The following is a 24016-nucleotide window of genomic DNA, read 5'->3' on the forward strand; positions in this document are numbered from 1 at the left end:
TGCAATATCTTCACGTAGAGTACGTACTGAACGGAGACTCCCTAACGCCACCACTGTCGATAGCCTTGGATGGAGTTCTTAATCAGGTCTCACGGGGGCGTTCAAAGAGGGGTTTGTTGCCCACTCGCACGACGATAGTTCGTGGTCGAGGAGGTTATGGTCGCAACGGGTGATCGGAGTCGGCGATACCGTTCGAAAAGCATTGCCGGCGACAGTATGCTTAAGTAGCGACTCCCGATGAGTGACCGTATGGAGTTGATTCACGTCAATCTCAACGTCGCGAATGTCGACCGTGCAGTGAAGTTTTACACCGAACAGCTGGGCTTCGAGGAGACGTGGGGGTTCGAAGCATCTGACGGTCAGACCGTTCACCGATACGTCGCAGCCGACAACGGGATCGAAATTCAGTTATCCGAGACCCAGGGCGAGACGTCGTTCGAGGAAGGAACTGCCTGGGATCACGTCGCGTTCCTCGTCGACGACGTCGATGCAGCGTTCGAGTCGATCGAGAACCACGGTGTCGTGAAGGAACCAGCAGACCAACCGGAAGCAGGCGCTCGAACCGCCTTCATCCGTGACCCCGACGGTCACAAAATCGAACTCGTCGAGTCGCTCGACTAATCAGGGAATCGGGGTTCTCGTAACACGGGACGTCGGTAAACTGAGCCCTCACGACGATCTCTTTGGCCGTTTCAGTGACCGCATTGACCATCCACTCACAACAGAAACATCGCCTGTGATCGTCTCCATTGCGGCGGCATACGCTGTGATGCGAACGCTGAACACACTTGATCGTGTCCGATCGGGGTAGATTCGAGTACTTCGTTCACTTGTTGCGTCGCTCGCTGATCTCGATGTAGTGGACCATCTACTCGTACACTTTCACGGCCGCCTGTACCACAGAATCACCATTCAGCCTGACGTAGCTCGAGTTGTATGGTAACAGCCACCAGTTCATAGAGTCTGAACACAGAAATTTGTCGAAGGAGTTCCCACACCACGTGCGAATGACACGGGTTGGTACGCATTTGTAGAGCTGTACCGACGAGTTTCTTAATATTTTCATGTATCACAATCAACTATGGGATATCAGTATGTTCAGACTGGATGAACACGAAGTCAATCAGGTTGTCGAGCTCCGAACCACTACCGAACGACTTGATTGTCTGTCGAAGTAGGGTACTTAAAACCAGTGCGTGTGACCCACCAGATCTCAGTCGCAACCTAAATTTAAGTGAGTATTTTTGAAAGTCTGTTCAGACAGGCTGAACAACCATGCCGTCAAAGAAATTAAAAGGACAAGTATCGAAAGCAGACTATGGAATCAGGCGCGCCCTCGGTGCAAGCCACCGAAACGAGCCTCCGCATCATCGAAGCACTCGTTGACCGAGAGGGCTCAGGAGTCACAGAGTTGGCTCATCACTTGGATCTTCCGAAGAGTACGGTGTACAACCACCTCAAGACGCTCGAACGTAACGAGTACGTGGTGAAGCACGACGACATGTACGACGTCGGACTCAGATTTCTCCAACTCGGCGATTACGCTCGTAATCAACGGCGGCTGTCGAGGATTGGTCCGCCGGAGGTCGACAAGCTCGCGGAAGAGACCGGTGAGATGGCAAACCTCCTCGTCGAAGAACATGGTCGCGGCGTCTTCATCTACAAATCGAAGGGTTCCAACGCCGTCCACATGGATACACACGACGGGAAACGGGTTCATCTCCACACGACTGCCTTCGGCAAGGCGATTATGGCATATCTACCGAGAGAGCGGGTCGACGAAATCATCGACAAACACGGCCTTCCAGAGGCGACCTCAGCAACCATCACAAACCGCGAGGACTTGTTCGACGAGCTCGAGTTAATCAGAGAGCGCGGTTACGCGTTCGACCTTGAGGAACGACTCAAAGGACTCCACTGCATCGCTGTCCCTATCATGAAGAACGAGACCATCGTCGGAGGATTGAGCATCTCGGGGCCAAAGTCCCGGATGAACGGTGACTGGCTCCGAGAAGAACTGCCGTCGATCATCCAGGGGACGGCCAACGTTATCGAAGTTAACCTCACGTACGGGTGAGTGATGTTACATAGATAGAATTGTAATGAGTGGCGGTGAGCGGGCTCTGGACTCACTTGTGATGGGTTGTGTTCTACTATTCTATAGTAGACGTTAGAACTTTCTACCCAAGTGTTAGTGGTTACACATGGACCATCTCGACGTGATCTCTGTCGAAGAACTTCAGCGGGCGCTCGACGAGGTTGAAGGAAAGAAGCCGACACAACGGCTTACCGCAGCGATTGCGGACAAAAACGGTGTCAGACAAACAGAGCTTGCCGAGTGGTACGGTGTGCAGAGACGAACGATTTACAGCTGGCTCAAGCGGCTCGAAACAGAGCCGCTTGAGCAGGCTGTTCAGGACGATTATCGGTCAGGAAGACCACGTAAGCTCACTAAATAATAACAGAAGTAGTTGGACAAACGCTTCAGCAGCCACCCACTGAAGCAGGAATCGACGCGCCGGCGTAGACGCCGGCGCTCCTCAAGGATTTTCTCGAAGAAACGTTCGACGTTGACTACTCAATCCCCAGCTGCCGGCGGTTGATGAAAGAAGCGGGTTTGAGTTATCAAAACCCTTGTCGAACAGCCGCCGAAGCCGAGCCTGAAGACAGAGACGAGTTTCACGACGAACTCAAAAAAGCGACGAGAGATGGACGTCACGATAGTTTGTATCGACTACACCAGGACATCCGTGCAAGTTGAGCCGCGTACCGCGTGGTTTCCGCGCGACACGCGTCCATCGGTCGAACTCTCTGGGCAACGTGACTAGATGTGCTTACTCGGCGCGATCACCGAGAACGGTGATCGCTTCTTCTCCCGATTCGAGGAGTACGTCACCGCCGACCACGCGAAGCATTTCATCCTTGCTCTGCGTGAAGAATTCCAAGAAAATCTAATCGTTGTCCTCGATGGTGCACCATACTTCCGGGCGTCGGCCGTCACGGACCTGACGGCCCGTGACGACCTCGCCCTCGTGAGGTTGCCGGCGTATTCACCTGAATTGAATCCAGTCGAAGAGTGCTGGAGACAGTTGAAAGACGCTCTCGGCAACCGATTCTTGGATTCTCTCGACGAACTTAATGCTGAGATTGACAAGGCACTTGACCAAATTGCTGTTCCGAGCGTGAGCAGCTATTTTTGATTGTTACTATAACTCTTCGACCTGCTCGTCCCTTATCTAGACAGTGCTGACGATATTAATATGTAATGAGGGCGATAGCTATAATCGCCAGTACGACGCCTGCGGCTTTCGGAATTGAGAACGGATCTCCGAGAACCGTCATTCCGATCACGGCTGCGACGACGAAGTACAGCGCGCCGATGGTGGTAACCGTTGCCGTCGATCCGATCGATAACCCGATGTACGTCGCGACGAGTCCCATGGCGGCAAAGACGCCAGCCACGACGGCGAACGCTCCTCCTCTCGGAGTGATCGTAGAGGACGCGCCTGAGGCGATCCCGTACCCGATGGTAAGTATCATCGCGGTCCCATAGGAGATAGCCGCCGCCGTCACGGGATCGATCGACTCCGACGCGTAATTAGCGAATGTTATCCACAGTCCCCACGTCAGCATCGTGACTATGCCGAACAATACGCCCGAGCTCACAGTGATTTCTCACCCCACTCGCCATTTTTCGATTCGAACGAAAGGAGAGACATCGTGCGAATCGTTTTTGTGTTCCGGATGCCACCCATGGCGAATCTATTGCTGTCTAGTTGTAATAAAACTTGACATTAATTATACCAGGTATTTAAAACGCTGCGAATACGGCGTGCGGAACAGCGCATGTTAAAGCTCCTCGAAACTTGCTGAGAACGCGACACATGGTTTCACTACTTCGAGACCGACCTATCGGGACGAAACCGGCGATTGGCGCAGGTTTTTGCGGCAATCTCGGACGAGCGAGAACGGGAATACGTACGCCATGTGTCGAACGTAGCTACTCCGAGGCGCCATCGCAGATCGAACGCATCAGAAATTCGACAAAGATTCGTTCGATCGCAGTGTCGCGTTCTCTCGGTCCAGATCACCATCCCAGTACGTTCGATTGCCCTCCACACACTGTTTCGACGTCTGACGGAAACCCTATTCGAGCGGATATTAGATCGAACTAGTCGTCATCGTCGGCCTTGGGAGCGGATTCGGGGTTGTGACGCGTAATGAAATTGGATCCCTCAGCCAGCGTTAATTCATCCCGATAATAGTCTTGAGCGGTGATGTAACTCGCGTACGCTATCGCGACGAGGAAGACCGTGAACGGGAGCGCAAGCACCGTCGGAAACGCCTGCATCGCGTCAAACACGGGGAGCTCGAGCGTCATGATTCCGATGAACGCGAGGAGGACGCCCCACCACGCTCGGTTCCGAGAGTTCGGGTCCTCGTCGCCGAGCGTGATCGAAGAGAGGATGTAGACAGCGGAATCTAATGAGGTGAGAACGTATCCGGCGATCACGAGAATGAATAGAACACCGAGGACCGATCCATATGGAGTGAGATTGACCGCAGTCGCGATGGCGGCGGGAATACCTCCGTTGCTCAGGGCGTTGGTGGTCGAATCGATATACCCGGGAGCGAGCACCCAGCCGCCGACGATCGTGTGCTGGACCCAGAGCAGTCCTCCCGGGATGAGGATCAGACTGACAAACGTCTCTCGAATCGTTCGTCCTTTTGAGACGCGAGCAACAAAACTGCCGACGAACAGTCCCCACGCCGCCCACCAGGCCCACCAGAAGCTGGTCCACTGGTGTCCCCAGTTGCCGTCCGCCGTCGGGGCGGTATAGAACGAGAGCCGGAGGAGATTGTCTAGCCAGATCCCGCCTGCGTCCAGACCGATGTTTACGATGAACAGTGTCGGGCCGACGACAAAGAGGAATGCGAATGCGAGGAGCATCAGCACGGTCGTCGCCCGCGCTGCGTTACGAATTCCCTTGTGAAGCCCTAACCAGACGTCGGCAAGGAAAATAAGGCCGAGAATCGCGAATAATCCGTACGTGACGAGCGTGGCCGAGAGTCCGAATACGGACCCGATCAGTGCCGAAAACACTTGTGCAGAGAATCCGATGGCAGCTGCAACGCCGCCGACGATAGCGATCAGCGCGGCTAAATCGACCACCCAATAGAGCCACTTGTGCCGGTCATCATCGACGATGACGCGCAGCATCGCACTGAATTTGTATTCGTCGGTTCCTCTGGTATAGATGATCAATCCAAACGCGAGGGCGAACGGTGGATACCACATCGCGAGCCCGGGGAACACCTCGTGGATGAACATGAACGCGAGTGCCAGCGATTCTATCGACGCCCCGGCGACGGGAGCGGGATCCGGCGGCGGATACGCGACAATCGAGATCGGTTCACCCACGCCCCAAATGATGATCGAACCGCTGTATCCGACCGTGAATACCATCGCGAGCCACGAAAACAGGCCGAACTCTGGTTCGGTATCTTGCCCTCCTATCCGTATCTTTCCGTACTTCGAGAAGACCATGAACCCGGAGAAAACGAGCAGCCCGAATCCGAGCAACATGAACCACCATCCGAAGTACTGCAACACCCAAGTGAAGGCCGCGTTCATCATATCGTTCAGATACTGGGGACTCTGTAATCCGACGATTGCCAGGAATAACAGTGCTCCAATCGTCAGGATAAAGAGGCCTCTTTCGTCATTCTCTGCGTCTTCTAATCCAAATATGTACCAAGGATTCATGATTTCGATCGTATTGGTTTCGCGGCTGCGGACGGAACGCCAGCACGTCCGTGCCCTGTGTTATCGCACACTATGGTATACCATGACCACATCAGACAACTTATATTTTTTGGAGTATTTCGAGAAAAACAACCTGTAAGAAATGGCGAATACGACGTTTCAGCCATCCAACGCTGGGTGTAGTCACGTTCTCGAATGAGCGCGTTGTTGCTGACAGTGTTCGCAGACGACCCCACACTAGTGAATCAACGGCTCCACGCAGAGATTGTAGAACTCGTATTCAGAGTGCCAATCCTGGAAGCCGTTATCAGCAGTGACCGTATGCAGGTCGTCCACCGGAACGCGGATGACCTGCGGCCCTGATCTCGTATCATGCGGCCACTGTGCATGGCATTGCACGTCAAGAACAGCGAGTGACTCTGTATCGGTCAGTGTCGCCACTTTCATCGTCTCAACTGTCTGATTCGACCGATTGAGATAATACGCAGAGACGTGGCCTCGATCGAAGAACGTGCTGTCGAGAGCAGCGAACCCAGATTGCGGGTGTTGCCGCGTTGAAACGTGCAACAACGCCCGCCAGACCCACATCTTCATCGGGTCGGACGACTTGTTCAGCGTCGTGTGATCTGGGACGTCACTCCTGTCCAATTCAAGCACGTCCCGTATGTCACCCATGTACTTCAGCCGATTTGCGGTTTCACGGAAGCTGTGTTCTTCTTCGAGCCGAAATCCGTGAATGACGACGTGCTTCCAGCGGACGAACTCGCCAGTGGCGGGCTCGTCCGCGTGCTTCTCCAAGGCTTGTTTGGCTAGCCGCTTGAACCAGTCAACGAAGTCGAGGAGATCGACTTCCACCACACCCGACCTCCTCGGCTACATCCTTACTGATTTGACGGTCTCTCCCGACGCCGTCTGTCTATTCAACACAGCACACAAGAGCGAAATACAATAATGATATACCGACTTCCCGTCACCGGGGCCGGTAGCTTACACTAATTACCTAAACTAATTACAACGTGGGTTCGCTGAGATTGACATAAACGGACTTCGTTCGCTGATAGTGTTCTAGGACCTCCGTTCCGAGGTCTTTTCCGATACCCGATGCTTTGAAACCGCCGTACGGAGCTTCTGGGAGGATCGGACCATATTCGTTCACGTACACGAGGCCTGCATTGAGATCGGCTGCGGCGTTGTGAGCGATCGAAGTTCGCTCGGTAGCGACCCCGGCAGCCAATCCGAACTGCGTGTCGTTCGCGAGTTTGATTGCCTCGTCGTAGTCCGAAAACGTATTAATCGTCTGAACAGGCCCGAAGATCTCCTCTTGGGCGATACGCATATCGTTTTCGACGTCGCCGAACACCGTCGGCTCGATGAACCATCCGTCTCGAAGCTCTTCGTTTTCCGGGGGGTCACCACCGGTGAGCAGCGTTGCACTCTCCTCTTTCCCGAGTTCGATGTAGTCAGTGACCGTTTCGTACTGTGCTTCCGACGTCAACGGCCCCATTGTCGTCTCCTCGTCGAGCGGGTCTCCCAGAACGTACGATTCGGCCGCGTCGACAAAACGGTCGACGAATTCGTCCCGAATCTCTTCGTGAACGAGCGCTCGGGAGAACGCGTCGCAGATCTCGCCCGTACTGTAGAAAATTCCGTCCGCGACGGCATTGACAGCTCTGCCGAGATCCGCGTCGGGAAAGACCAAAAACGGCGACTTCCCGCCCAGTTCGAGCGTCACGGGCGTAACGTTGTCAGCGGCAGCCTTCATTACGTTCGTTCCAACACTCACGCTACCGGTAAACGAGAGTTTGCGGACATCCTCGTGATCGGTTATCGCCGCCCCGACTTCCGACCCGGTGCCGGTGGCGATATTGAGAACGCCGTCGGGAAAGACTCCTTCCGATAGTTCGGCGATTCGTATCGCCGTCAGTGGACAGTCTGCTGACGGCTTGAGAACAGCGGCGTTGCCGGCCGCCAGCGCGGGTCCGAGCTTCCACGCGGCGGCCCAGATTGGAAAGTTCCAGGGGAGAATCTGTCCGACGACGCCGTACGGTTCCTTCCTCGTATAGAGGTGTAGATCGTCGCCCGTCGTTATCTGGCGTCCGTCCTCCGCCCGACAGATCGACGCGTAGTATTCGATCGTGTCTATGGCCCCCTCGACTTCACCGCGCGCTTGGGAACGCGGTTTCCCGGTGTCGACGCACTCCAGTAGCGCGAGTTCGTCAACATGATCTCGGAGTTTCTCCGTCCATTCGAACAGCAACTTCGATCGGTCTCGAGGCGTCGTTTCGGCCCACTGGGTCTCGTAGGCTTCCCACGCCGCGTCGACCGCTCTATCGACGTCTCGGGCATCACACCGCGGAATCGTCGTGATTGGTTCACCGACGACCGGATCGGTCGTCTCAAGTTGCTCGTCACTCGAATATCCCCTTCCGTCTATCCACGCGTCCCAGTCACTGATCTCGTTCACTTCCGCTCGCGCCGCTGCGTGCGCTTCTCGTATCGATCCGCTGAATGTCTGTGCTACCATTAGCGATAGGACGTTCGATACGAACGTTCTTAGATTTTTGGGTGGCAATACCATGATGAGCTTTGCCAATCGAGGCTGCAGAAAAATTGTGAGTGATCGGATGCGGACGAACCGCTACTCAGTAGGCGTCCTGAGCGATCTCCAAGAGATCGTTGGCGTCGGCGTCGCGGGGATTGTCGTGAATTTCGATCGTATCGAGTGACTTCTCGGCGATCTCTGGGAGATCGTCTTCGGCGACACCGAGTTCGCGGAGACTCGACGGCAGATCGACCTGGTCGATGAGTCTCTCGACGGCTTCGACAGACTCCATCGCTGCCTCCTCAGTCGAAAGATCAGACGTGTCCACACCCATCGCCTCAGCAACGTCCGCGTATCGTTCCGGGACCGCCTCGAGGTTGTATCGCATCACCGCGGTCGTGTATGCGGCGATCGCTTCTCCGTGTGGAATCGAGGGGTACATTCCACCGGTGGTTTCGGCCAGCGAGTGAACCGCACCGAATCCGGCGAAGTTCTCGCAGAACCCGGCCACGTGAGATCCGAACATCATCTGCTCTCGAGCTTCCATGTCCCCGTCTTCGTACGCTCGCGGAAGGTATTCGGGAACCAGACCGAGCACGTGCCTGGTCATTGGTTTCACGATCGGCGGACACGCCGCGGAGACGTGATTCTCGAGAGCGTGGGAAAACGCGTCGAATCCGGTCGCAGCGGTCTGTCTCGGCGGTAGCGACTCCGTCATGGCGGGATCGACGAGCGAAATCTCCGCACCGAGGTATGGACTCCCCGGATACAGCGGCGACTGCCCGAGCGCCATTTTGAACTCCCGCTCTTCGTCCGTAATGACGGCCCAGTAATCCACTTCGCTGCCCGTTCCGGCCGTCGTTGGAACCGTAACCAGGGGAAGCGGATGGTTCTCGATCGGCTCTTCGGCCACCTCTTCGGCTGACGTGACCTCGTAATCGGCGACCTCTCCTGGATTCGTCGCCATTAGGGATGCTCCCTTTCCGACGTCGATCGAACTCCCCCCGCCGACGGCAACGATGACGTCACACCCTTCGCGATTCGCCATCGCCGTTGCCTCGTTAACCATCCCCGTCGTCGGATTTGGTTCCACTTCGTCGTACACCGTCTGTTCGATTCCGCTCTCCTCAAGAGCAGATTGGATACCGTCGAGCAGACCGGCGTCGATAATTCCCTGATCGGTGACGATGAGCGCTTTCTTCCATCCCTGGGACTCGACGAGCTGACCCGCTTTCTGACTGACTCCCGTTCCGAATTCGACCCAGATTGGAAACGTTAGGGTGTACTCCTCGAGACTCATCGTTTTCCTCCGGTTCGCAAACACTCGATACCCGAGCTACACGCCTGGTCCGTACTGGAGACGGACGCTATATGAATGTCTGTCATTACCATGCGCAGACGAGGGTACTTTGCTCGTTCACATAAAACTAACGACAGCAACAAATAGTCAGCGACCCCGAAAAGCAGTTTGCTCGGAATCTCGCCCGTTTTCGTATTCGGAAACCCAGCGGTCGGGAAGCAGACAACTCGCGGCGTTCACTTCGATCGAACCGCCTGATAATCGATCCGCGATTCAGTCAGGATATCACTCTCAACAATCGTGCGTGTAGAGTTCGGTGAGTTCGCGCTCGAGATCGTCGACGACTTCCTCCAGGACGGTGGGGATCACCGTTTGGAGCACATCCCCCTGAAGTCGATAGCTGGGGCCGGACACACTGATCGCTCCGACGATACCGCCCGCCGGTCCGTTAACAGTCATCCCGACGCTCCGTAGCCCGTCAGTGTATTCCTGATCGTCGATTGCGTATCCGCGTTCGTCGATTCGTTTAAGCTGGGCAAACAGTTCCGTCCTCTCAGTAATAGTTTGATTCGTGCGTGCGGGCAAGCCCCAGGTGTCAAGTATCGCATCGACCCGTTCGCGGGGATACGCTGCGAGAATCGCCTTTCCTGTTGCCGTTGAGTGCATGTGATAGTACGTACCGATCCGCGCACGGTACCGTTCCGCTCCGTCGTCAGCGTACTTGACCCATTTGTGATACGATTCCAAGACAGTGATTACTCGACCATGATCCTCAACGGTGAAGTCCACTTCCTCCTCGGTCTCGGTCGTTAACTTCTGAATCGCTTCTTCGATCAATCGATGACCTGTGAGTCGGTTACGGGCATGCTCTCCGAGATTAAGAAACCGAAAACCGAGGGAGTACCGCTCTCCGTTTTTATTGAGATACCCTCTTGACTCGAGCGTTACGAGGTGTTTGTATACGGTACTCGGTGCGAGTGATAGCTCATTCGCGATTTCGGTTACTGTCGCATCCTCCCGCCGCTCGATTGTTTCGAGAATATCGATCGAGGTCTCAGTCGTCTTGACTGTGTGTTTGGTAGTGTCCTTCATCATGCCCATAAGTAAATATGGCCCCCTATATAGTAGTTTGTAATAGGGAAAATGACTCGGCTGCGAAGAAATGGTTCGGAGAATAAAACGTGGAAATTATCTCGACTGAGGCAACTACTGCCCGACCCCATGTCCCTCAAGCCCATTGTTTTCGACATACGAAATTCGCTGGCTCCCGTTCGCAAAGTAAATTCGAAGTCAAGATACTCAAACAGCGACACCGTTTTGGTCGCCACGACATTCAAGAAGTCGTCTCCCGAAGCTACGTCTTGCAGGTCTTGAGTTTTGCTGGACACAATTCCCACGCCCTGCGGCCTCGTACGTGACGCTTTCTATGACACGCTCTCAAACAGCAGACGCCGGGAGAACGTGCGAACTAGAAGGTGCCGAGATCGTGGGCGGTTCGACTGACCGGACAACCGCATGACGACAGACGGAAGGCTCGCTCTCAGTTCGACGCTCTACTCTGGAATTACATTAATAGGTTTGTAATGTGTTCTTGGATGTGGCTCCCGAGCGGCAGGAGTTGGTTCCGTTCGAGATGGCCACGATGTACTCCCCATCTGACCGTATCACCAACTCACCCGTGACTGCGCGTATATCGGCGCTTAGAGCGCATTCGACACCATCGAACAGAAAGGATACATGCTCGGCCCGTCAAGTGGTCGTACAGAGAGTAGAGGAGCCGGAAGTTCCAGGTCGGGCGTCGGATAGATCATCGTCCGACAGAGGTCTGTCTGGTTAGGCGTGACTTCGTAGTACTCGCCGCGGAAGGGAACCACCTGATAGCCGTCGCCGACGTCCACTTGCTGTGCTAAGCGTATCAGCGTGGAGGCCGGCTGCATTCACAAGGTACGTCGTATCGATGGCACTGTTACTTGTCGTCAAGTGGTAGCCCGACGGCGTCTCGTCGATTCGCGAGACAGCGTGACCTGTGTACAGGTCAACATGTTGAATCTCTCGTGCGAGTGCGTAGGAGAGACCGACGCAACCGCCACCGACGATGGTGACGTCATGCTGAATCATTGTGAACTACGCACACAGTGGGACGACTGTGCAATAGCTATGCCACTCCAGACAGCGTTCTCTCTCTCGCCTAGAGTGTCCAATTAGTTCCACTCCTCAAAGCAAACCATAAGTACATTTATATTTGGGTTGGGCGTGGCGGCCCTAGAAAATATTGCTCAAATAAGCGAATGTGTGGCTCTTTTATTGTGTTATAGTTCAAAAAGCGGAAGAAGTCAGAATTATCCCGAGATAGGACCGAGATTGTCAGTACTGGTATGAGGGGGGGAGAATAGAGTGAGCTCAGATCAGCCGCTTTAGTAACAAGTGTGAATAACGAATAAGATAGAATTAATCGGATAATCTAAGCTTGTGTAGGAACTACCACATACTCACACCGAAAATCAATCAGACAGTCGGAGCGGAAGTTCGACGAATGTTGGTATCGCGAGCGGACGGCGACATCAACGAGACGCAAAGCATCTCGTTCGCACACCGGAAACCGTGGGTTTCTGGGGACGCCCGTTAGGGCGTTCGCCGTCCGACCCCACGCTGCAGGGCTTTCACTCAGAGAGACAGAAGCGATTCTTCGTCTCCTCGGCGTAGAACGCTCGTTTCAAGCGATCTTCCAGTGGGTATATCGTCTGGCTGACAGCGTTTTAGACCCACCGAAGGTGACGCCGAGGCGGGTCGCGGTCGACGAGACCGCTGTCAAAATCAACGGTGAGTGGTCTTGGTTGCACACTACAATAGGCCTCGACACAAAAGAGATTCTTAACGTCGCGTTGTTCGAGTGTCATGGGACAGGTCCGGCGGTTGCGTTTCTCCACGGGTACGTTTCGCGTCCATATTCATAACCTATCTGCCACAGCATTTCAGAGAATAATACGACACTAGATAAACAAACCCCGGTGGGGTTAAAGGTAGCTCTACGACCATATTCGCAAAAGCCAACTCTATAGGGGGGATACACACTGAGCCCGCCCTACACTCCAACGGTAATCCCTGTTCAGAGGTCTTGAGCAGTCATTTGGAGCACGTCATAACAGGCCCCAAGTGAGTGATAACCTGTTTTGACTTCTGGTGTTGAGTCGATATCATCGTGAATCTGGTTGTCTGGTGTGAGTTTGAAGTACCAGTTTCCGTATTTTTGGTTAACCATGTTTTCCCACGCGTAGTCCCAGATGCGGTCGTACCACTCCCAGTAGGTCGAATCATCGGTTGCTTCAGCAAGGCGGGCAGCAGCGGCAAATCCTTCGGCGAGTTTCCAGTAATACTTTTCAGATGCAATCGGCTCACCATCTCGATCAAAGTTGTAGACGAACCCGCCATTGTTGTCGTCCCATCCGTATTCGACCGCCGCGTCGAAGAAATGCCGTGCACGGTCGACCAACCACTGTTCGTCGAGGTACTCAGCTAAGTGCAGGAGTAGCTTCGTCCACTCCATGAGATGGCCGGGCTGATAGCCCCACGGTCTAAACAAGTGGGTCGGTTGGTCTCGATTGTATTCCCAATCGTGTTCCCAATTGGTGGTGTAGTGTTCCCAGAGCAACCCATCACCCTTATCAGCTAAGTCCAAGGCAAGTCGCTCGGCAATAGTGTATGCATGGTCGAGATACATTTCTTCGCCTGTTGCTTCGTAGGCGCTAATCATCGCCTCACACATGTGCATATTCGCGTTCTGCCCACGATATTGTTCAATTTCGTTCCACTCAGCGTCTAGTTTCCCCTTACAGAGCCCGTGCTCGTCCTCCCAAAAGTGCTCATTGATGAGTTCGAACGTTTCATCAATGTGGTCCGCTGCTCGCGGGATATTTGCTTTTGCAGCCGTCGAGAGTGCAAAGAGGACGAATGCATGTCCGTAACACGTCCGTTGGGCGTCTGTGACATCGCGGCCTGAGAGCAGCCATGGGTAGCCGCCGTCATCCTGTTTGTGAGCTTCGAGGAGGAAGTCCACCCCATGATGAGCGGCAGAATGACACCAGTCTGGACCACCCAGCATCTTACCGACGCTGAAGTTGTAGACGAATCGGGCCGTCGACACGACCATCTTGTTCTTGCCATCGTACACGTGGCCATCGACGTCACTTAACTGTGAGATATATCCTCCAAATCGGTGGTCGATACAATCTGGATAATAGAAGTTCAGAAGGCTACGCACGTGCTGCTGCAACCATCGTTCGTCTCGATATAGGTGATTCTCAATCATCATTCACTCTCCACTTGGGTATTGTTTGTCGAACAGTTCGAAGGCGATGTATCTCGGGTTTTGATTGCCATAGTCTCAGTAGTCTCTCCAGCTGTGCTCGGGTTTCCAGTCCAGAAGGCGTTCTGCCTTCGAGAGGTCAAATAGCGTCTCATACTCCGTAAACTCCCCTCGGGTCTCTGCTTCGGGGAAGAATTCTGTAACAACCTCGCTCGTCGGAACCGCAGCGGTCGTATCGCCAGCGACAGCCCAGAACGATTCGTGGCCGTCATAGTTTGCCTCCACAGCCTTCCGTGCAATCGCTGTGGCGTCAGCCATGTGGATGTACGAGAACATGACGTCGCGGCCACTCCAGGGGTCGTCGTTTTTAAGCGCGGCCATCGACCGGTCTGCTTCGGCGAAGTTCTCAACTACTTCCTGTTCGTTCGGTACCCACGGATAGCGGAGTGTCGAGATCGTCACATCCGTATCGGGGCGTCGTCCGAATCCATCTGCAGTAACCTCCATTGCGTGTTTCGCGATACCGTAGATGTCATCAGGAGTCCGCGAGTGGTTTTCGTCGATCGGAAGGTTGTCTACCTGTGGTGGCCGCTGCTGATGCTCGGCACCCATCGCATTGATGCTCGACGCGAGACAGCACGATTCGAGACCAAGTGCCTCGCTAGCTTCGAGAAGATGCACTGCAGAGAGTGTGTTACTCTCGTACGTTCGGTACTCCTGATAGCTGTAGGGGTCCGGAATCGTCCCCATGTGGATGACGGCGTCGGCGTCGGCCTTCGCTAAGGCACCGTAGGTTTGACCCGCGTCCAGAAGGTCAGTCGTGATGTACGTGTCCGAAACCTCCTCACGGCGTTTGCCTCGGCTAATGTTCGCTGTCTCGTATCCATGTTCGGAGAGGTCTTCGAGAATTGCTCGTCCAATTTTTCCATTCCCGCCAGTCACCGCTATGGTGGAGATTGGCATACACAAACGGTCGGTTGTTGCGGTCTAAAAGCCACCGAAAGGGGGAGTAGTTGCGAAGGTTAGTCCGTGATCGGTGGAATCCGTTCATATATGACTTGATGATAAGCTCTAAGAGTACTGGTCCAAACTACCGAACACGTACCATGGACATCTCGCTCGTGCTCCCACCAGAGCCAGACGACCGTTGGACGCTCGCAAAACAAGCAGGTGTGAATCACGCTGTCTTCCACTCTCTGGAGATCGGTGACGGTTCTCGTCCCTACGAGTATGACGAACTACTCCGAATCGTCAATACGTACCGTGACCACGGTATCGAGCCAGCTGCTTTCGAAGGGAGCGTTCCGGTAACTGACAAGACACGTCTCGCTCTCGATGGTCGCGACGAAGAGATTGAGCAGTTCTGTACGCTCGTTCGGAACCTCGGCGAGCTCGGTGTTGACGTCGTATGTTACGACTGGATGGCAGGTCTTCGGTGGGCGCGTACGTCTGTCACAACCCCCATTCGTGGAGATTCGCTCACGAGTGCCTATGACGACAGCCAGATGCGTCGTGGACCGACACCACCCGCAGCTGAGCGGACGACCGAAGAGGACCTCTGGGAGAACCTCGAATATTTCCTCGAACGCGTTGTTCCCGTTGCGGAGGAGGCCGGGGTGTACCTCGGACTCCACCCGGATGACCCGCCGATCTCTGATGTTCGTGGGATGCCTCGTATCATCAACAGTGTTGACGCATACGACCGCGCTCTCAACCTATACGACTCACCACACAACGGCGTTACGTTCTGTCAGGGGAACTTCTCGGCGATGGGCGTCGACATCCCAAGCACGATTCGGCACTTCGGCGATCGTATCAACTTTGTCCACTTCCGCGACGTCGACGGCCCTGCAGACGATTTCGTCGAAGTATGGCACGACGAGGGACCAACTGACATGAAGGCCGCGATGGAGGCGTACAAGGATGTCGGCTTCGACGGCCCAATCCGCCCTGACCACGTCCCCACGATGGCTGGCGAAGACAACTCTCTCCCGGGGTATCACATCAAGGGCAAACTCTTCGCAGTCGGGTACATGAAGGGACTTCTCGAAGAATAATTGGAATAGTGAGACAGCATTGTGTGACGGGATAACTGCGATCAGACGTCGATTCGCGACCGAAATTCTTCACGGCCTTGAGCATCGGGAGAGAGTCGAAACAACGCTCCCGCTCCGTCACCCTCGGACTCTCGATTATCTCCTCCAGCAGTCGTGACGTACATATCACGGTACTCCTCACCGCCGAAGGTGACGCTCGCGACTTTTTTAGCGGGGAACTCCACCCGGTCAAGTTCTCTTCCGTCCGCTGTGTACTGAATCAATGCGTGACCATCCCAGCGGGCTGACCAGATGTCACCGGTCGTATCGATCGTCATCCCGTCTGGAACACCCGGCTCATCCGACGTCGTAAGAAATTCGTCGTGGTTCGTTAGTTCCCCCGAGGTTTCGTCGTAGTCGAACTGGTGGATCGTCCGTGCCTCTGATTCGGTGACGTACATCGTCTCGTAATCGGCGGTGAATCCCATGCCGTTCGGGATGTCGAGTCCCTTAAACACGACTTCGTACGACCCGTCAGTGTCGAATCGGTACAGCCGACCCAACCGGTCGTCTGTAGGCATCGTACCCGCAAAGACACGTCCACGAGGATCAGCGATGACGTCGTTGAACCGGGAGTCCGTCTCCTGTGAGATTGACTCGATGAGCGTTTGCACGTTGCCGTCTTGCCACCGCTGTACCTTACCACGAGATTCAAACAGTAAGAGTGAGCCATCATCTTGGAGAGTGAAGCCACCGATGGCATCGTCAGTCTCGTAAACAATGCTATGTTCTTCGACTGCTGGGCGATAGCGGTATACAACCCCGTTCGGAATGTCACACCAATAGAGGGCATCGTGATCTGGATGCCAGAGTGGGTTTTCACCCGTCGTACACCGTGTATCAACGATTCGTTGGATATCCATACGAGGATGAGACATCGAGTTATTACAAAAAGGTACGGAAACAGCCAGTAAACGAGCGTCTCGATATGAGCCACTTTCTAGCTCATGTAGGTCGTGACCTTCTGCGATGGCTACCGAGTCCGGGTCGTCCAATGCGATTTGGGGGTGTGGTTGTTCCCGTGTTCTTGGCCAGATAGCACATTGTTATATTCATTCGGTTCTAGTGAATCGCCATACAGCGGTTGATTTCACTGTGTTGCGGCACGCTTGATGTTGTGAACGACACATTTCACGACGAGTTCACGAAACTCTCGATACCACGTTCGCGCTCGCACGGCGTCGCCGTGCGTGCGCTTGATCGACGAGAAGACGGTCTCACACATCGATCGTTGGCGGTAGCGAGGCCCATCGACCCGCGCGTTATGCGCGTGGTCGATGGGCCGGAAGATGCGATGTTTAATCAGCGGTCTCACGTCCTCTTCCCGCAGCTTCTCGCGCAAATCCATCCAGTCGTAGCCTTTGTCGGCGGCGAGGCTGTGCAGGTCGCCTGCGTTGCGGCAGGCGACCTGCCAGCCGAGCTGTGTGTCGTGCGTTTTCTCGGTCGTACAGTGAACGTCGAGAATCGCTTGAGTTTCTGTGTCGACGAGAGCGGTCGTTTTCCGTGTTTGAACGCGATAATTCGTTCGGCGGCAGTAGTGCTTGCTAGCGTTTTCACGGTCGAAAAACGTGGCATCGATGGTGGCGTGACCCGAGGGGTCGTGCAGCTCCGACGAGAGTCGGAGCAGCACTCGCCAGACCTTCATCTCGAACCTATCAAACCCCTTAACCAGCGTCGAGTGGTCAGGGAGATCGCCCTCTTTGAGGCCAATCTCCCCAAGAATATGCGGCATCTCGCTCAGCAGATCGAGTGCGTTGCGGCACGATTCATCGAGGTAAACCCGCAGACAGTGCAGCGACACGAGGGCGTAGTCGGCGAAGCTGCCACCCCCTTCGGGGGCGGCGACTTCGCCTCGGCCACCAACAGCGTTTTTAGCTAACGTGACGGCTTTGCTCGTGAAGCGGGAGATCTTCGACATAGAGCATCGCCGATTTCCCGCTTCGTCTTCCAAATTCTAACGGTCGAAACCGACGCCGTCTAGTGATTCACCAGAGCCGTCGTTCCAGTAGATGAGTCCGTTAGGGTCGTTGAGCCAATTTGCAGGCGGCGTAAAGTGATAGATCGGACGGTGAAGCTCATCGGAGACTGTATTTCGCATCGCGGTGAACGCTTCTGAATCCTTGGGCCGACCGATTGCTTCGTATCGAAGCGTGTGTGAATAGATGAATAGCTACTCTATCGACGCTGCAGACGGCAAAAGCGACAGAGAGTCGTTCTCGGAGTCAGTCGGCCCCCGCACTTGCGTCCTGATCCTGAAGCCGTTGGGACAGCACCGTTTCGACGTCCTCGTTCAGTTTTCGCTGGTGGATCGTCTCACCGGTCTCCATATCGAAGAGGTGGACGTCCTCGCTCGGGACGTAGGCGTACAGCCGCTGTCCTTCGGAGATGGGCTTTTGACCGTCGATCTCGATGACAAACGTCTCGTCGTGAGACTGGTTCACCGGCTGGACGTAGACGTATGAGATACTGCCCATCGGCTCGACAACGTCGACGACCACCTCGAAACTATTCGTCCCGACGGGATCGGTCGAGAGGTCGAAGTCCCCCGGGCGGCCTCCCATCGTCACCCTCTCTCGGTCGCCGACGTTCGACAGCATCCGCTCGGAGAGGTCGTACTCGAAGCCGTTGACGGTGAGTGTCCCTCCCTCTACGTCTCCCTTGAAGAAGTTCATCGACGGTGACCCGATGAAGCCGGCGACGAACTCGTTGGCCGGCCGGTAGAAACACTCTAGCGGTGTTCCGACTTGCTGGAGTTCGCCGTAGTTGAGGACGACGAGACGGTCGCCCATCGTCATCGCTTCCGTCTGGTCGTGCGTGACGTACAGCGTCGTCACGCCCAGTTCGTTCTGGAGACGGTTGATCTCCGTGCGCATCGTCGTCCGGAGTTTGGCGTCGAGGTTCGAGAGGGGCTCGTCCATCAGGAACACGTTCGGGTCACGAACGATAGCTCGACCCAGCGCGACGCGCTGTTGTTGCCCCCCGGAGAGTTCACCGGGCTTGTTGTCCAGGAGTTTCCCGATGCCCATCATCTCGGCGGCTTCGGTCACCTTCCGTTCGATCTCGTCCGCTGAGAGGTCCGTCGACATCTTCAGCCCGAACGACATGTTCTCCTCGACGGTCATGTTCGGATACAGCGCGTAGTTCTGGAACACCATCGCGATGTCCCGTGCGCGTGGTCCGAGCTGATTGACGACCGTGTCCTCGATGAAGACGTCCCCCTCGCTCTGCGTTTCGAGCCCAGCGACTATTCTCATGAGCGTCGACTTGCCGCTCCCCGACGGACCGACGAAGACGATGAACTCGCCGTCCTGCATTTCGAGCGAGACGTCGTCGACCGCGACGACCGAATCTCCTTCCTCTCCGAAGCGTTTCGTGACGTCATCCAGCGTGATACGTGCCATTAGCGTGCCTCCGCAGTGCGGCTGTACGGCCCCGCCGCGGGGGTGTAGTCGGTGGCCTGTGCGTCGCGTCCGTCTGTTCTCTCTGTCGTGTTCGTACTCATTCTTTAATCACCACACCGAAGCTGAGACCGGCAGCGAGGTACTTGTTCACCGCAATCAGGAAGATGACGACGGGGATGATCATCGCCGTCGAGGCGGCCGCGAGCATCCCCCACTCGATAGATCGAGAGCCGATAAACGAGTAGACGAACAGCGTCACCGGTACCGCCTTGAAGCTCGTCAGCACGAGGCCGAAGAGCAGCTCGATCCACGCGAAAATGAAGCTGATGATCGCGACCGAGAAGATCCCGGGCTTGGCCGCCGGAAGGACGACCTTCATGAAGCCCTGGAACTGGGTCGCGCCGTCGACGCGGGCGGCCTCCTCGAGCGTCTCGGGGATGCCGTCGAAGAACGCCTTCATCACCCACACCACGAGCGAGAGGTTGATGCTGACGTACATGATCACCATCCCGATGCGGGTGTCGAACAGGTTGAACGCCCGGAAAATGACGAAGAACGGGATGACGACGGCGATCGGCGGGAGCATCCGTGAGGAGAGGATCCACACGAGGATGTCTCGCTCCATCGGGAGGTCGTACCGCGAGAGGACGTACGCGGCGGGCACGCCGATCAGCAGGACGAGGATTACCGACGCCCCGACCATGATGAGGCTGTTAGCGAAGGCGGTGAGGAACGCTCCGTCCTGGACGAGTCGGATGTAGTTGTACACCGTCGGCAGGAACACCCAGTCCGGCGGAAGCTGGTTCGCAGCCCCTGGGGGTTTCAGCGACATCGACGCCAGCCAGTAGAGGGGGAACAGGACGACGACCGACCATCCCAGGAGGATGGCGTGGCGAGCCACCTTCACAAGCGTCTCCTTGGTGTCTTTGTCTAGCCGCTGGGAGCCCGCGGAGTCGAACGTCTGGTCTTCGGTCGCCATCAGTCCCACACCCCCTCGAAGCCGACCTTCGCGATGACAATGTTCGCGATCGCCACCACGAAGACGAGGTAGACGACCGCGATGGCGGCCGCGACCCCCGACGAGTTGTTGATGAACATCTGCTCGTAGATGTTGATGCTCACGAGTTGTGTGGCCGTCCCCGGGCCGCCCTGAGTCAGCCCGTAGACGACGCCGAACGTCCGGAACAGGTCGATCATCCGGATGAGGGTGGCGACGAACACCACCGGCTTCATGTACGGGATGATGACGTGGACGTAGCGCCGCCACAGCGGTGCGCCGTCGACCTTCGACGCCTCGATCAGCGTGATGGGCACCGACGAGAGGCCGGCGTAGAATATGATGAACATGAACGGCGTCCAGTTCCACGTATCGAGGAGGATCACCGTCAGGAGCGGGATCTCAGAGAGGAACGCCGGCGCCGCGAAGGGCGTCGCCGCCTCTATCAGATACGGGATGACGCCGATCTCACTGTTGAGCATGATGCGGCCGATGGTCGCGAGCGAGACGGGCGCGACCGCCATCGGGATGATGAACAGGACGCGGTAGAACGACTTCGCCCGCGAGGACTCCACCCCGGCGACGAGTGCTGCGAGGAGGAACCCGAGGACGCTCTCGAGCAAGAGCGCGCTGACGACCACCGTGATGGTGATGACGAACGAGTGGATCGCGCCACCGCGCGTGAACGCCGTCTCGTAGTTACTCAGGCCGACGAAATCGGCCCCGAAGACGTCCATCGTGGGCTCCGCGATGACGCTGAGGTAGAGGTCGTAGGCGCCGGGGAAGAAGGTAATCATCACCATAACCAGCACCATCGGTGTTACGAACCAGTACGGGAGGTAGTCGTTCCACAGTTGGCGCAGCCTGCCGTGGCTCGACTCCCGCGTCGGTTCTGCCTGTGTCTGTGACTGTGTTTGTCCTGATGTGCTCATTGGTCTGTCACTGGAGTTACGCATGCGGTTCCGGACATAGTCGGGTCATTCGCTGTAGATGTCTTCTGCGACCTTCGCTGCTTGCTTCATCGCTACCTCCGGAGCTTTCTGCCCAGCGATGGCCCGCTGGAGTTCTTCGGAGTAACGCTGGCCCCATTCAGGATATTTCCGGTCGAAGGGGTCGGGCTGTGCTTGCTTCAGGGATTCGAGCGTAACCTGGGCAAAGTCTTCTCCAACGCGTGATTGGAACTCGTCGTTCTCCCAGACTGACTGCCGCACCGAGAACGCTGCGTCGTTCTGTAGGTGCATCCAATCGTTCGTTGGTTGCGAGGAGGCCCACAACATGAACAGGAACGCCTGTTTGGAGTTTTTCGCGTTCTTCGAGGTGGAGATCTGCCAGTTGTAGGCGTTCGGCCCGAACGTGCCGTCGGACGGTGCCGGTGCCTTCGCGATGCCGATAGAGTCGGCGACCTGTGAGTCCCCGCCCGTCAGGCCGGGCCAAAACAGGTTGGCGTCGGCGACGATGTGACCGGCGCGACCCTCCTGCATCGTCGAGAGCACGTCAGACCAACTCTGCGTGGACGTTCCCTGCGGACCGTAGTTCCGGAGCAGGTTCGTGTACCACTTCGCCGCGTTGATGACAGGGTCAGTGTCGAGTCCGGAGTCGGTGGGGAAGTCCGTCCAGAGTTTGCCGTCGTTCTGACGGAGGAAGGTGTTCAGAATGTAGATGTTCATCCCGTACCCCTTCTGGCCGCGGCCGACCGTCCCGACCACGTCCGACTCGTTCTCGTGGATCGTCTTCGCGTTCTCGACGAAGCCTTCGAGGTCCTCCGCGACCGAGAGGCCGTGTTTCTCGTAGAGGTCCTTCCGGTAGAACTGGGTCTGCACCTCGACGGTGATCGGGATGCCGGTCCACTTGTCGGTGTAGCCGCCACCGTGGGCCTGCCACTGCGAGGACTCGAAGAGGTCGTCTGGCTTCCACCAGTCCTCATCAAACAGACTCTCGTCATTGAAGTAGGTGTCCAGGGTCTGAAGCCATCCCTCTTCGCGGAACTGGTTGACGACTTGGTCCATGAAGAAGACGTCGAACTGGCCGGCACCGGTGCTCACGTCAGTCTGCCGCTTGGTCCGGAACTGCTGTTCCGGCAGGATGTTCCAGACGACGTCGATGCCGGTGAGTTTTTCGAACACCGGCACCGCGGGTTTGATCGTTTCGACCCACGGATGCTGGACCGCACCGATGTTGATTTTCGACCCTTCGAACTGCTTCCAGTCGATGTCTGCATTTTGATACTCCTCAAGCGGGATAACGAGTTCGTCCGACCCGCTCCCGCCGTTTCCGGACGAGTTGCCGCCGCCCTGGGCCTGTTCTCCACCGCGTGTGCAGCCAGCGAGTGCAGTGCCAGCCGCGGCGCCCGCAGCCGTCTTTATGAATGTCCGTCTCTCGAATTTTTTCGTCATGTGTGTCTGTTGTTCTGTAGTTAGTCAGTCACTCTGTGCTGCGCTACTGGTTGGGGTAGACGACCTTCTTCAAGCCTTCGCGAGCCTCCATTTGCTCGAATGCCGTCTCAATGCCATCGAGGCCGAACTCGTCGGTGACGAGTGTATCGACGTCGATGCGACCATTCTGAAGCAGCGTCACCGCCCGCGCGAATGTGTTCGGCGTGAGCGAGTAACTCCCAACGACCTCCCGTTCCTCGAAGAAGAGGTTGAACGGCGAGAGCTCAACAGTCGCGTCTTCAGGGGGAACACCGAAGATGAGCGTTCGCCCGCCTGGCCCTGTAAGCGCGTACGCCTGCTGGATGGTCTCAGGGAATCCAACAGCCTCGATAGCAACGTCGACGTCGCCGACGAGGTCCGGAATGGCAGTCGCTGGATTCTCGTCACTTGGGTCTACAGCGTGATCGGCTCCAATCTTGCGGCCAATTTCCCGTCGCTCAGCAACCGGTTCTGAGAGGACAATGGTCCCGGCACCACTGGTCCGCAATGTCTGGATGAGCAACTGACCGATAAACCCCCCACCGATTACGACCACGGTTTCACCGCTAGTCAAATCGATCTGGTCGATACCGTTGATGACGCATCCCAGCGGTTCAGCGAACGACGCTGTCCGGTAGTCGAGGTCGTCAATGGACTCAACGTTCCCAACTGGGACGGTAACGTACTCCGCGAACGCGCCGTCAATGATGTGCTTGGCTGCTCCACCAAGAGAGGTGAGGTCGTGACAGAGGTTCTCCCGTCCGGACTTGCACGCCCGGCACTCGTTACAAGGAATCGAAGGATTGATCGCTACTCGATCACCAGTCTGGAAGTCGTCAATCTCCTCACCGACAGCGGCGACCTCACCGGCACTTTCGTGACCAGGCACCATCGGATAGTCGACCGTGAGCGATCCACTGTACATGTGTAAATCTGTCGTGCAGACGCCACAGGCATTGATTTTGACGAGGAGCTCGTTTGGACCTGGTTCCGGTCGCTCCGTATCGTCGATCTCCACCGTGTGGGCGTCAGTTAGTGTGGCGGCCTTCATTGTATTACGCCAATCAGTGGCAAGACAAAGAGGTACATAAACGTTCGCATCGGATTGTTGATTAGCATCTCACAGTGCTCTAAACCCAGGTTTTCGGCGCTTTGTACTTGTTTTGCAGAGAAGAACGCACGTAAAATCCACAACATAT

18 protein-coding genes and 4 pseudogenes are annotated in these 24016 nt (G+C 56.0%); 5 read left to right on the forward strand and 17 right to left on the reverse strand.

What is annotated here, in order from left to right; all coding sequences use genetic code 11:
• Window positions 1–249 precede the first annotated feature (249 nt).
• The 3 genes and pseudogenes from BSG17_RS20390 to BSG17_RS20400 all read left to right on the forward strand — a co-directional run bounded on the left by BSG17_RS20390 (window position 250) and on the right by BSG17_RS20400 (window position 3200).
• Window positions 250–621 carry a VOC family protein gene (locus tag BSG17_RS20390; RefSeq protein WP_089827250.1) on the forward strand — a complete coding sequence of 124 codons (372 nt, stop codon included), beginning with the start codon at window positions 250–252 and terminating at the stop codon, window positions 619–621.
• Between the two features lie 697 nt (window positions 622–1318).
• Window positions 1319–2077: an IclR family transcriptional regulator gene (locus BSG17_RS20395; RefSeq protein ID WP_089827251.1), complete on the forward strand. Its 759-nt coding sequence runs from the start codon at window positions 1319–1321 to the stop codon at window positions 2075–2077.
• 127 nt (window positions 2078–2204) lie between these two features.
• A pseudogene (locus BSG17_RS20400) lies at window positions 2205–3200 on the forward strand (IS630 family transposase).
• 55 nt (window positions 3201–3255) lie between these two features.
• Here the strand turns inward: BSG17_RS20400 and BSG17_RS20405 are convergent.
• The 7 genes and pseudogenes from BSG17_RS20405 to BSG17_RS26365 form a co-directional block, all read right to left on the reverse strand.
• Complete coding sequence (locus BSG17_RS20405; protein ID WP_244531638.1) at window positions 3256–3666, reverse strand: EamA family transporter; 411 nt, start codon at window positions 3664–3666, stop codon at window positions 3256–3258.
• 505 nt (window positions 3667–4171) lie between these two features.
• A complete protein-coding gene (locus BSG17_RS20410) occupies window positions 4172–5767 on the reverse strand; it encodes a BCCT family transporter (RefSeq protein WP_089827252.1) in 1596 nt (531 codons plus the stop codon).
• Window positions 5764–6622: pseudogene (locus tag BSG17_RS20415) on the reverse strand (transposase). Before BSG17_RS20415 ends, BSG17_RS20410 begins: the two are co-directional and overlap by 4 nt.
• A 154-nt stretch (window positions 6623–6776) precedes the next feature.
• Window positions 6777–8291 carry an aldehyde dehydrogenase family protein gene (locus tag BSG17_RS20420; RefSeq protein WP_089827253.1) on the reverse strand — a complete coding sequence of 505 codons (1515 nt, stop codon included), beginning with the start codon at window positions 8289–8291 and terminating at the stop codon, window positions 6777–6779.
• A 118-nt stretch (window positions 8292–8409) separates the two neighbouring features.
• Window positions 8410–9609 carry an iron-containing alcohol dehydrogenase gene (locus BSG17_RS20425; RefSeq protein ID WP_089827254.1) on the reverse strand — a complete coding sequence of 400 codons (1200 nt, stop codon included), beginning with the start codon at window positions 9607–9609 and terminating at the stop codon, window positions 8410–8412.
• Window positions 9610–9900: 291 nt separating this feature from the next.
• On the reverse strand, window positions 9901–10704 hold the full coding sequence (locus tag BSG17_RS20430) for an IclR family transcriptional regulator (protein WP_089827255.1): 804 nt from the start codon (window positions 10702–10704) through the stop codon (window positions 9901–9903).
• Window positions 10705–10883: 179 nt separating this feature from the next.
• Window positions 10884–10997 (reverse strand): annotated as a pseudogene (locus BSG17_RS26365) (IS5/IS1182 family transposase); the annotation flags it as partial.
• 1116 nt (window positions 10998–12113) lie between these two features.
• Between BSG17_RS26365 and BSG17_RS20445 the strand changes: the two are divergent.
• Window positions 12114–12539: pseudogene (locus BSG17_RS20445) on the forward strand (hypothetical protein); the annotation flags it as partial.
• A gap of 176 nt (window positions 12540–12715) precedes the next feature.
• Here the strand turns inward: BSG17_RS20445 and BSG17_RS20450 are convergent.
• Together BSG17_RS20450 and BSG17_RS20455 are read right to left on the reverse strand one after the other, a co-directional pair.
• Window positions 12716–13915 carry an AGE family epimerase/isomerase gene (locus BSG17_RS20450; protein WP_089827280.1) on the reverse strand — a complete coding sequence of 400 codons (1200 nt, stop codon included), beginning with the start codon at window positions 13913–13915 and terminating at the stop codon, window positions 12716–12718.
• Between the two features lie 75 nt (window positions 13916–13990).
• Window positions 13991–14875: an NAD-dependent epimerase/dehydratase family protein gene (locus BSG17_RS20455; protein ID WP_089827257.1), complete on the reverse strand. Its 885-nt coding sequence runs from the start codon at window positions 14873–14875 to the stop codon at window positions 13991–13993.
• Between the two features lie 143 nt (window positions 14876–15018).
• Here BSG17_RS20455 and BSG17_RS20460 point away from each other — a divergent pair, with 143 nt between their 5' ends.
• Complete coding sequence (locus BSG17_RS20460) at window positions 15019–15969, forward strand: mannonate dehydratase (protein ID WP_089827258.1); 951 nt, start codon at window positions 15019–15021, stop codon at window positions 15967–15969.
• 41 nt (window positions 15970–16010) lie between these two features.
• Here the strand turns inward: BSG17_RS20460 and BSG17_RS20465 are convergent, their stop codons facing one another.
• The 8 genes from BSG17_RS20465 to BSG17_RS20495 all read right to left on the reverse strand — a co-directional run bounded on the left by BSG17_RS20465 (window position 16011) and on the right by BSG17_RS20495 (window position 23868).
• Window positions 16011–16871, reverse strand: coding sequence for an SMP-30/gluconolactonase/LRE family protein (locus tag BSG17_RS20465; protein ID WP_089827259.1), 861 nt, complete (start codon window positions 16869–16871; stop codon window positions 16011–16013).
• A gap of 227 nt (window positions 16872–17098) precedes the next feature.
• Window positions 17099–17926 carry an IS5 family transposase gene (locus tag BSG17_RS20470; RefSeq protein ID WP_089827260.1) on the reverse strand — a complete coding sequence of 276 codons (828 nt, stop codon included), beginning with the start codon at window positions 17924–17926 and terminating at the stop codon, window positions 17099–17101.
• Between the two features lie 36 nt (window positions 17927–17962).
• The gene (locus BSG17_RS26370) at window positions 17963–18106 is read right to left on the reverse strand and encodes a hypothetical protein (protein ID WP_139246736.1); all 144 of its coding nucleotides are present in this window, start codon (window positions 18104–18106) and stop codon (window positions 17963–17965) included.
• Between the two features lie 124 nt (window positions 18107–18230).
• Entirely contained in the window at window positions 18231–19409 is a 1179-nt protein-coding gene (locus tag BSG17_RS20475; protein WP_089827261.1) for an ABC transporter ATP-binding protein, read from the reverse strand.
• A 97-nt stretch (window positions 19410–19506) separates the two neighbouring features.
• The gene (locus BSG17_RS20480; RefSeq protein ID WP_089827262.1) at window positions 19507–20388 is read right to left on the reverse strand and encodes a carbohydrate ABC transporter permease; all 882 of its coding nucleotides are present in this window, start codon (window positions 20386–20388) and stop codon (window positions 19507–19509) included.
• Window positions 20388–21338 (reverse strand): carbohydrate ABC transporter permease, encoded by a 951-nt coding sequence (locus tag BSG17_RS20485; protein ID WP_244531642.1) that lies wholly within the window; start codon window positions 21336–21338, stop codon window positions 20388–20390. Before BSG17_RS20485 ends, BSG17_RS20480 begins: the two co-directional genes overlap by 1 nt.
• Window positions 21339–21383: 45 nt before the next feature.
• A complete protein-coding gene (locus BSG17_RS20490; RefSeq protein ID WP_089827263.1) occupies window positions 21384–22799 on the reverse strand; it encodes an extracellular solute-binding protein in 1416 nt (471 codons plus the stop codon).
• A 43-nt stretch (window positions 22800–22842) separates the two neighbouring features.
• The gene (locus tag BSG17_RS20495) at window positions 22843–23868 is read right to left on the reverse strand and encodes a zinc-dependent alcohol dehydrogenase family protein (protein WP_089827264.1); all 1026 of its coding nucleotides are present in this window, start codon (window positions 23866–23868) and stop codon (window positions 22843–22845) included.
• Window positions 23869–24016 lie beyond the last annotated feature (148 nt).

Origin of the sequence: Halogranum amylolyticum, assembly GCF_900110465.1 — an archaeon.
Lineage (GTDB): Archaea > Halobacteriota > Halobacteria > Halobacteriales > Haloferacaceae > Halogranum > Halogranum amylolyticum.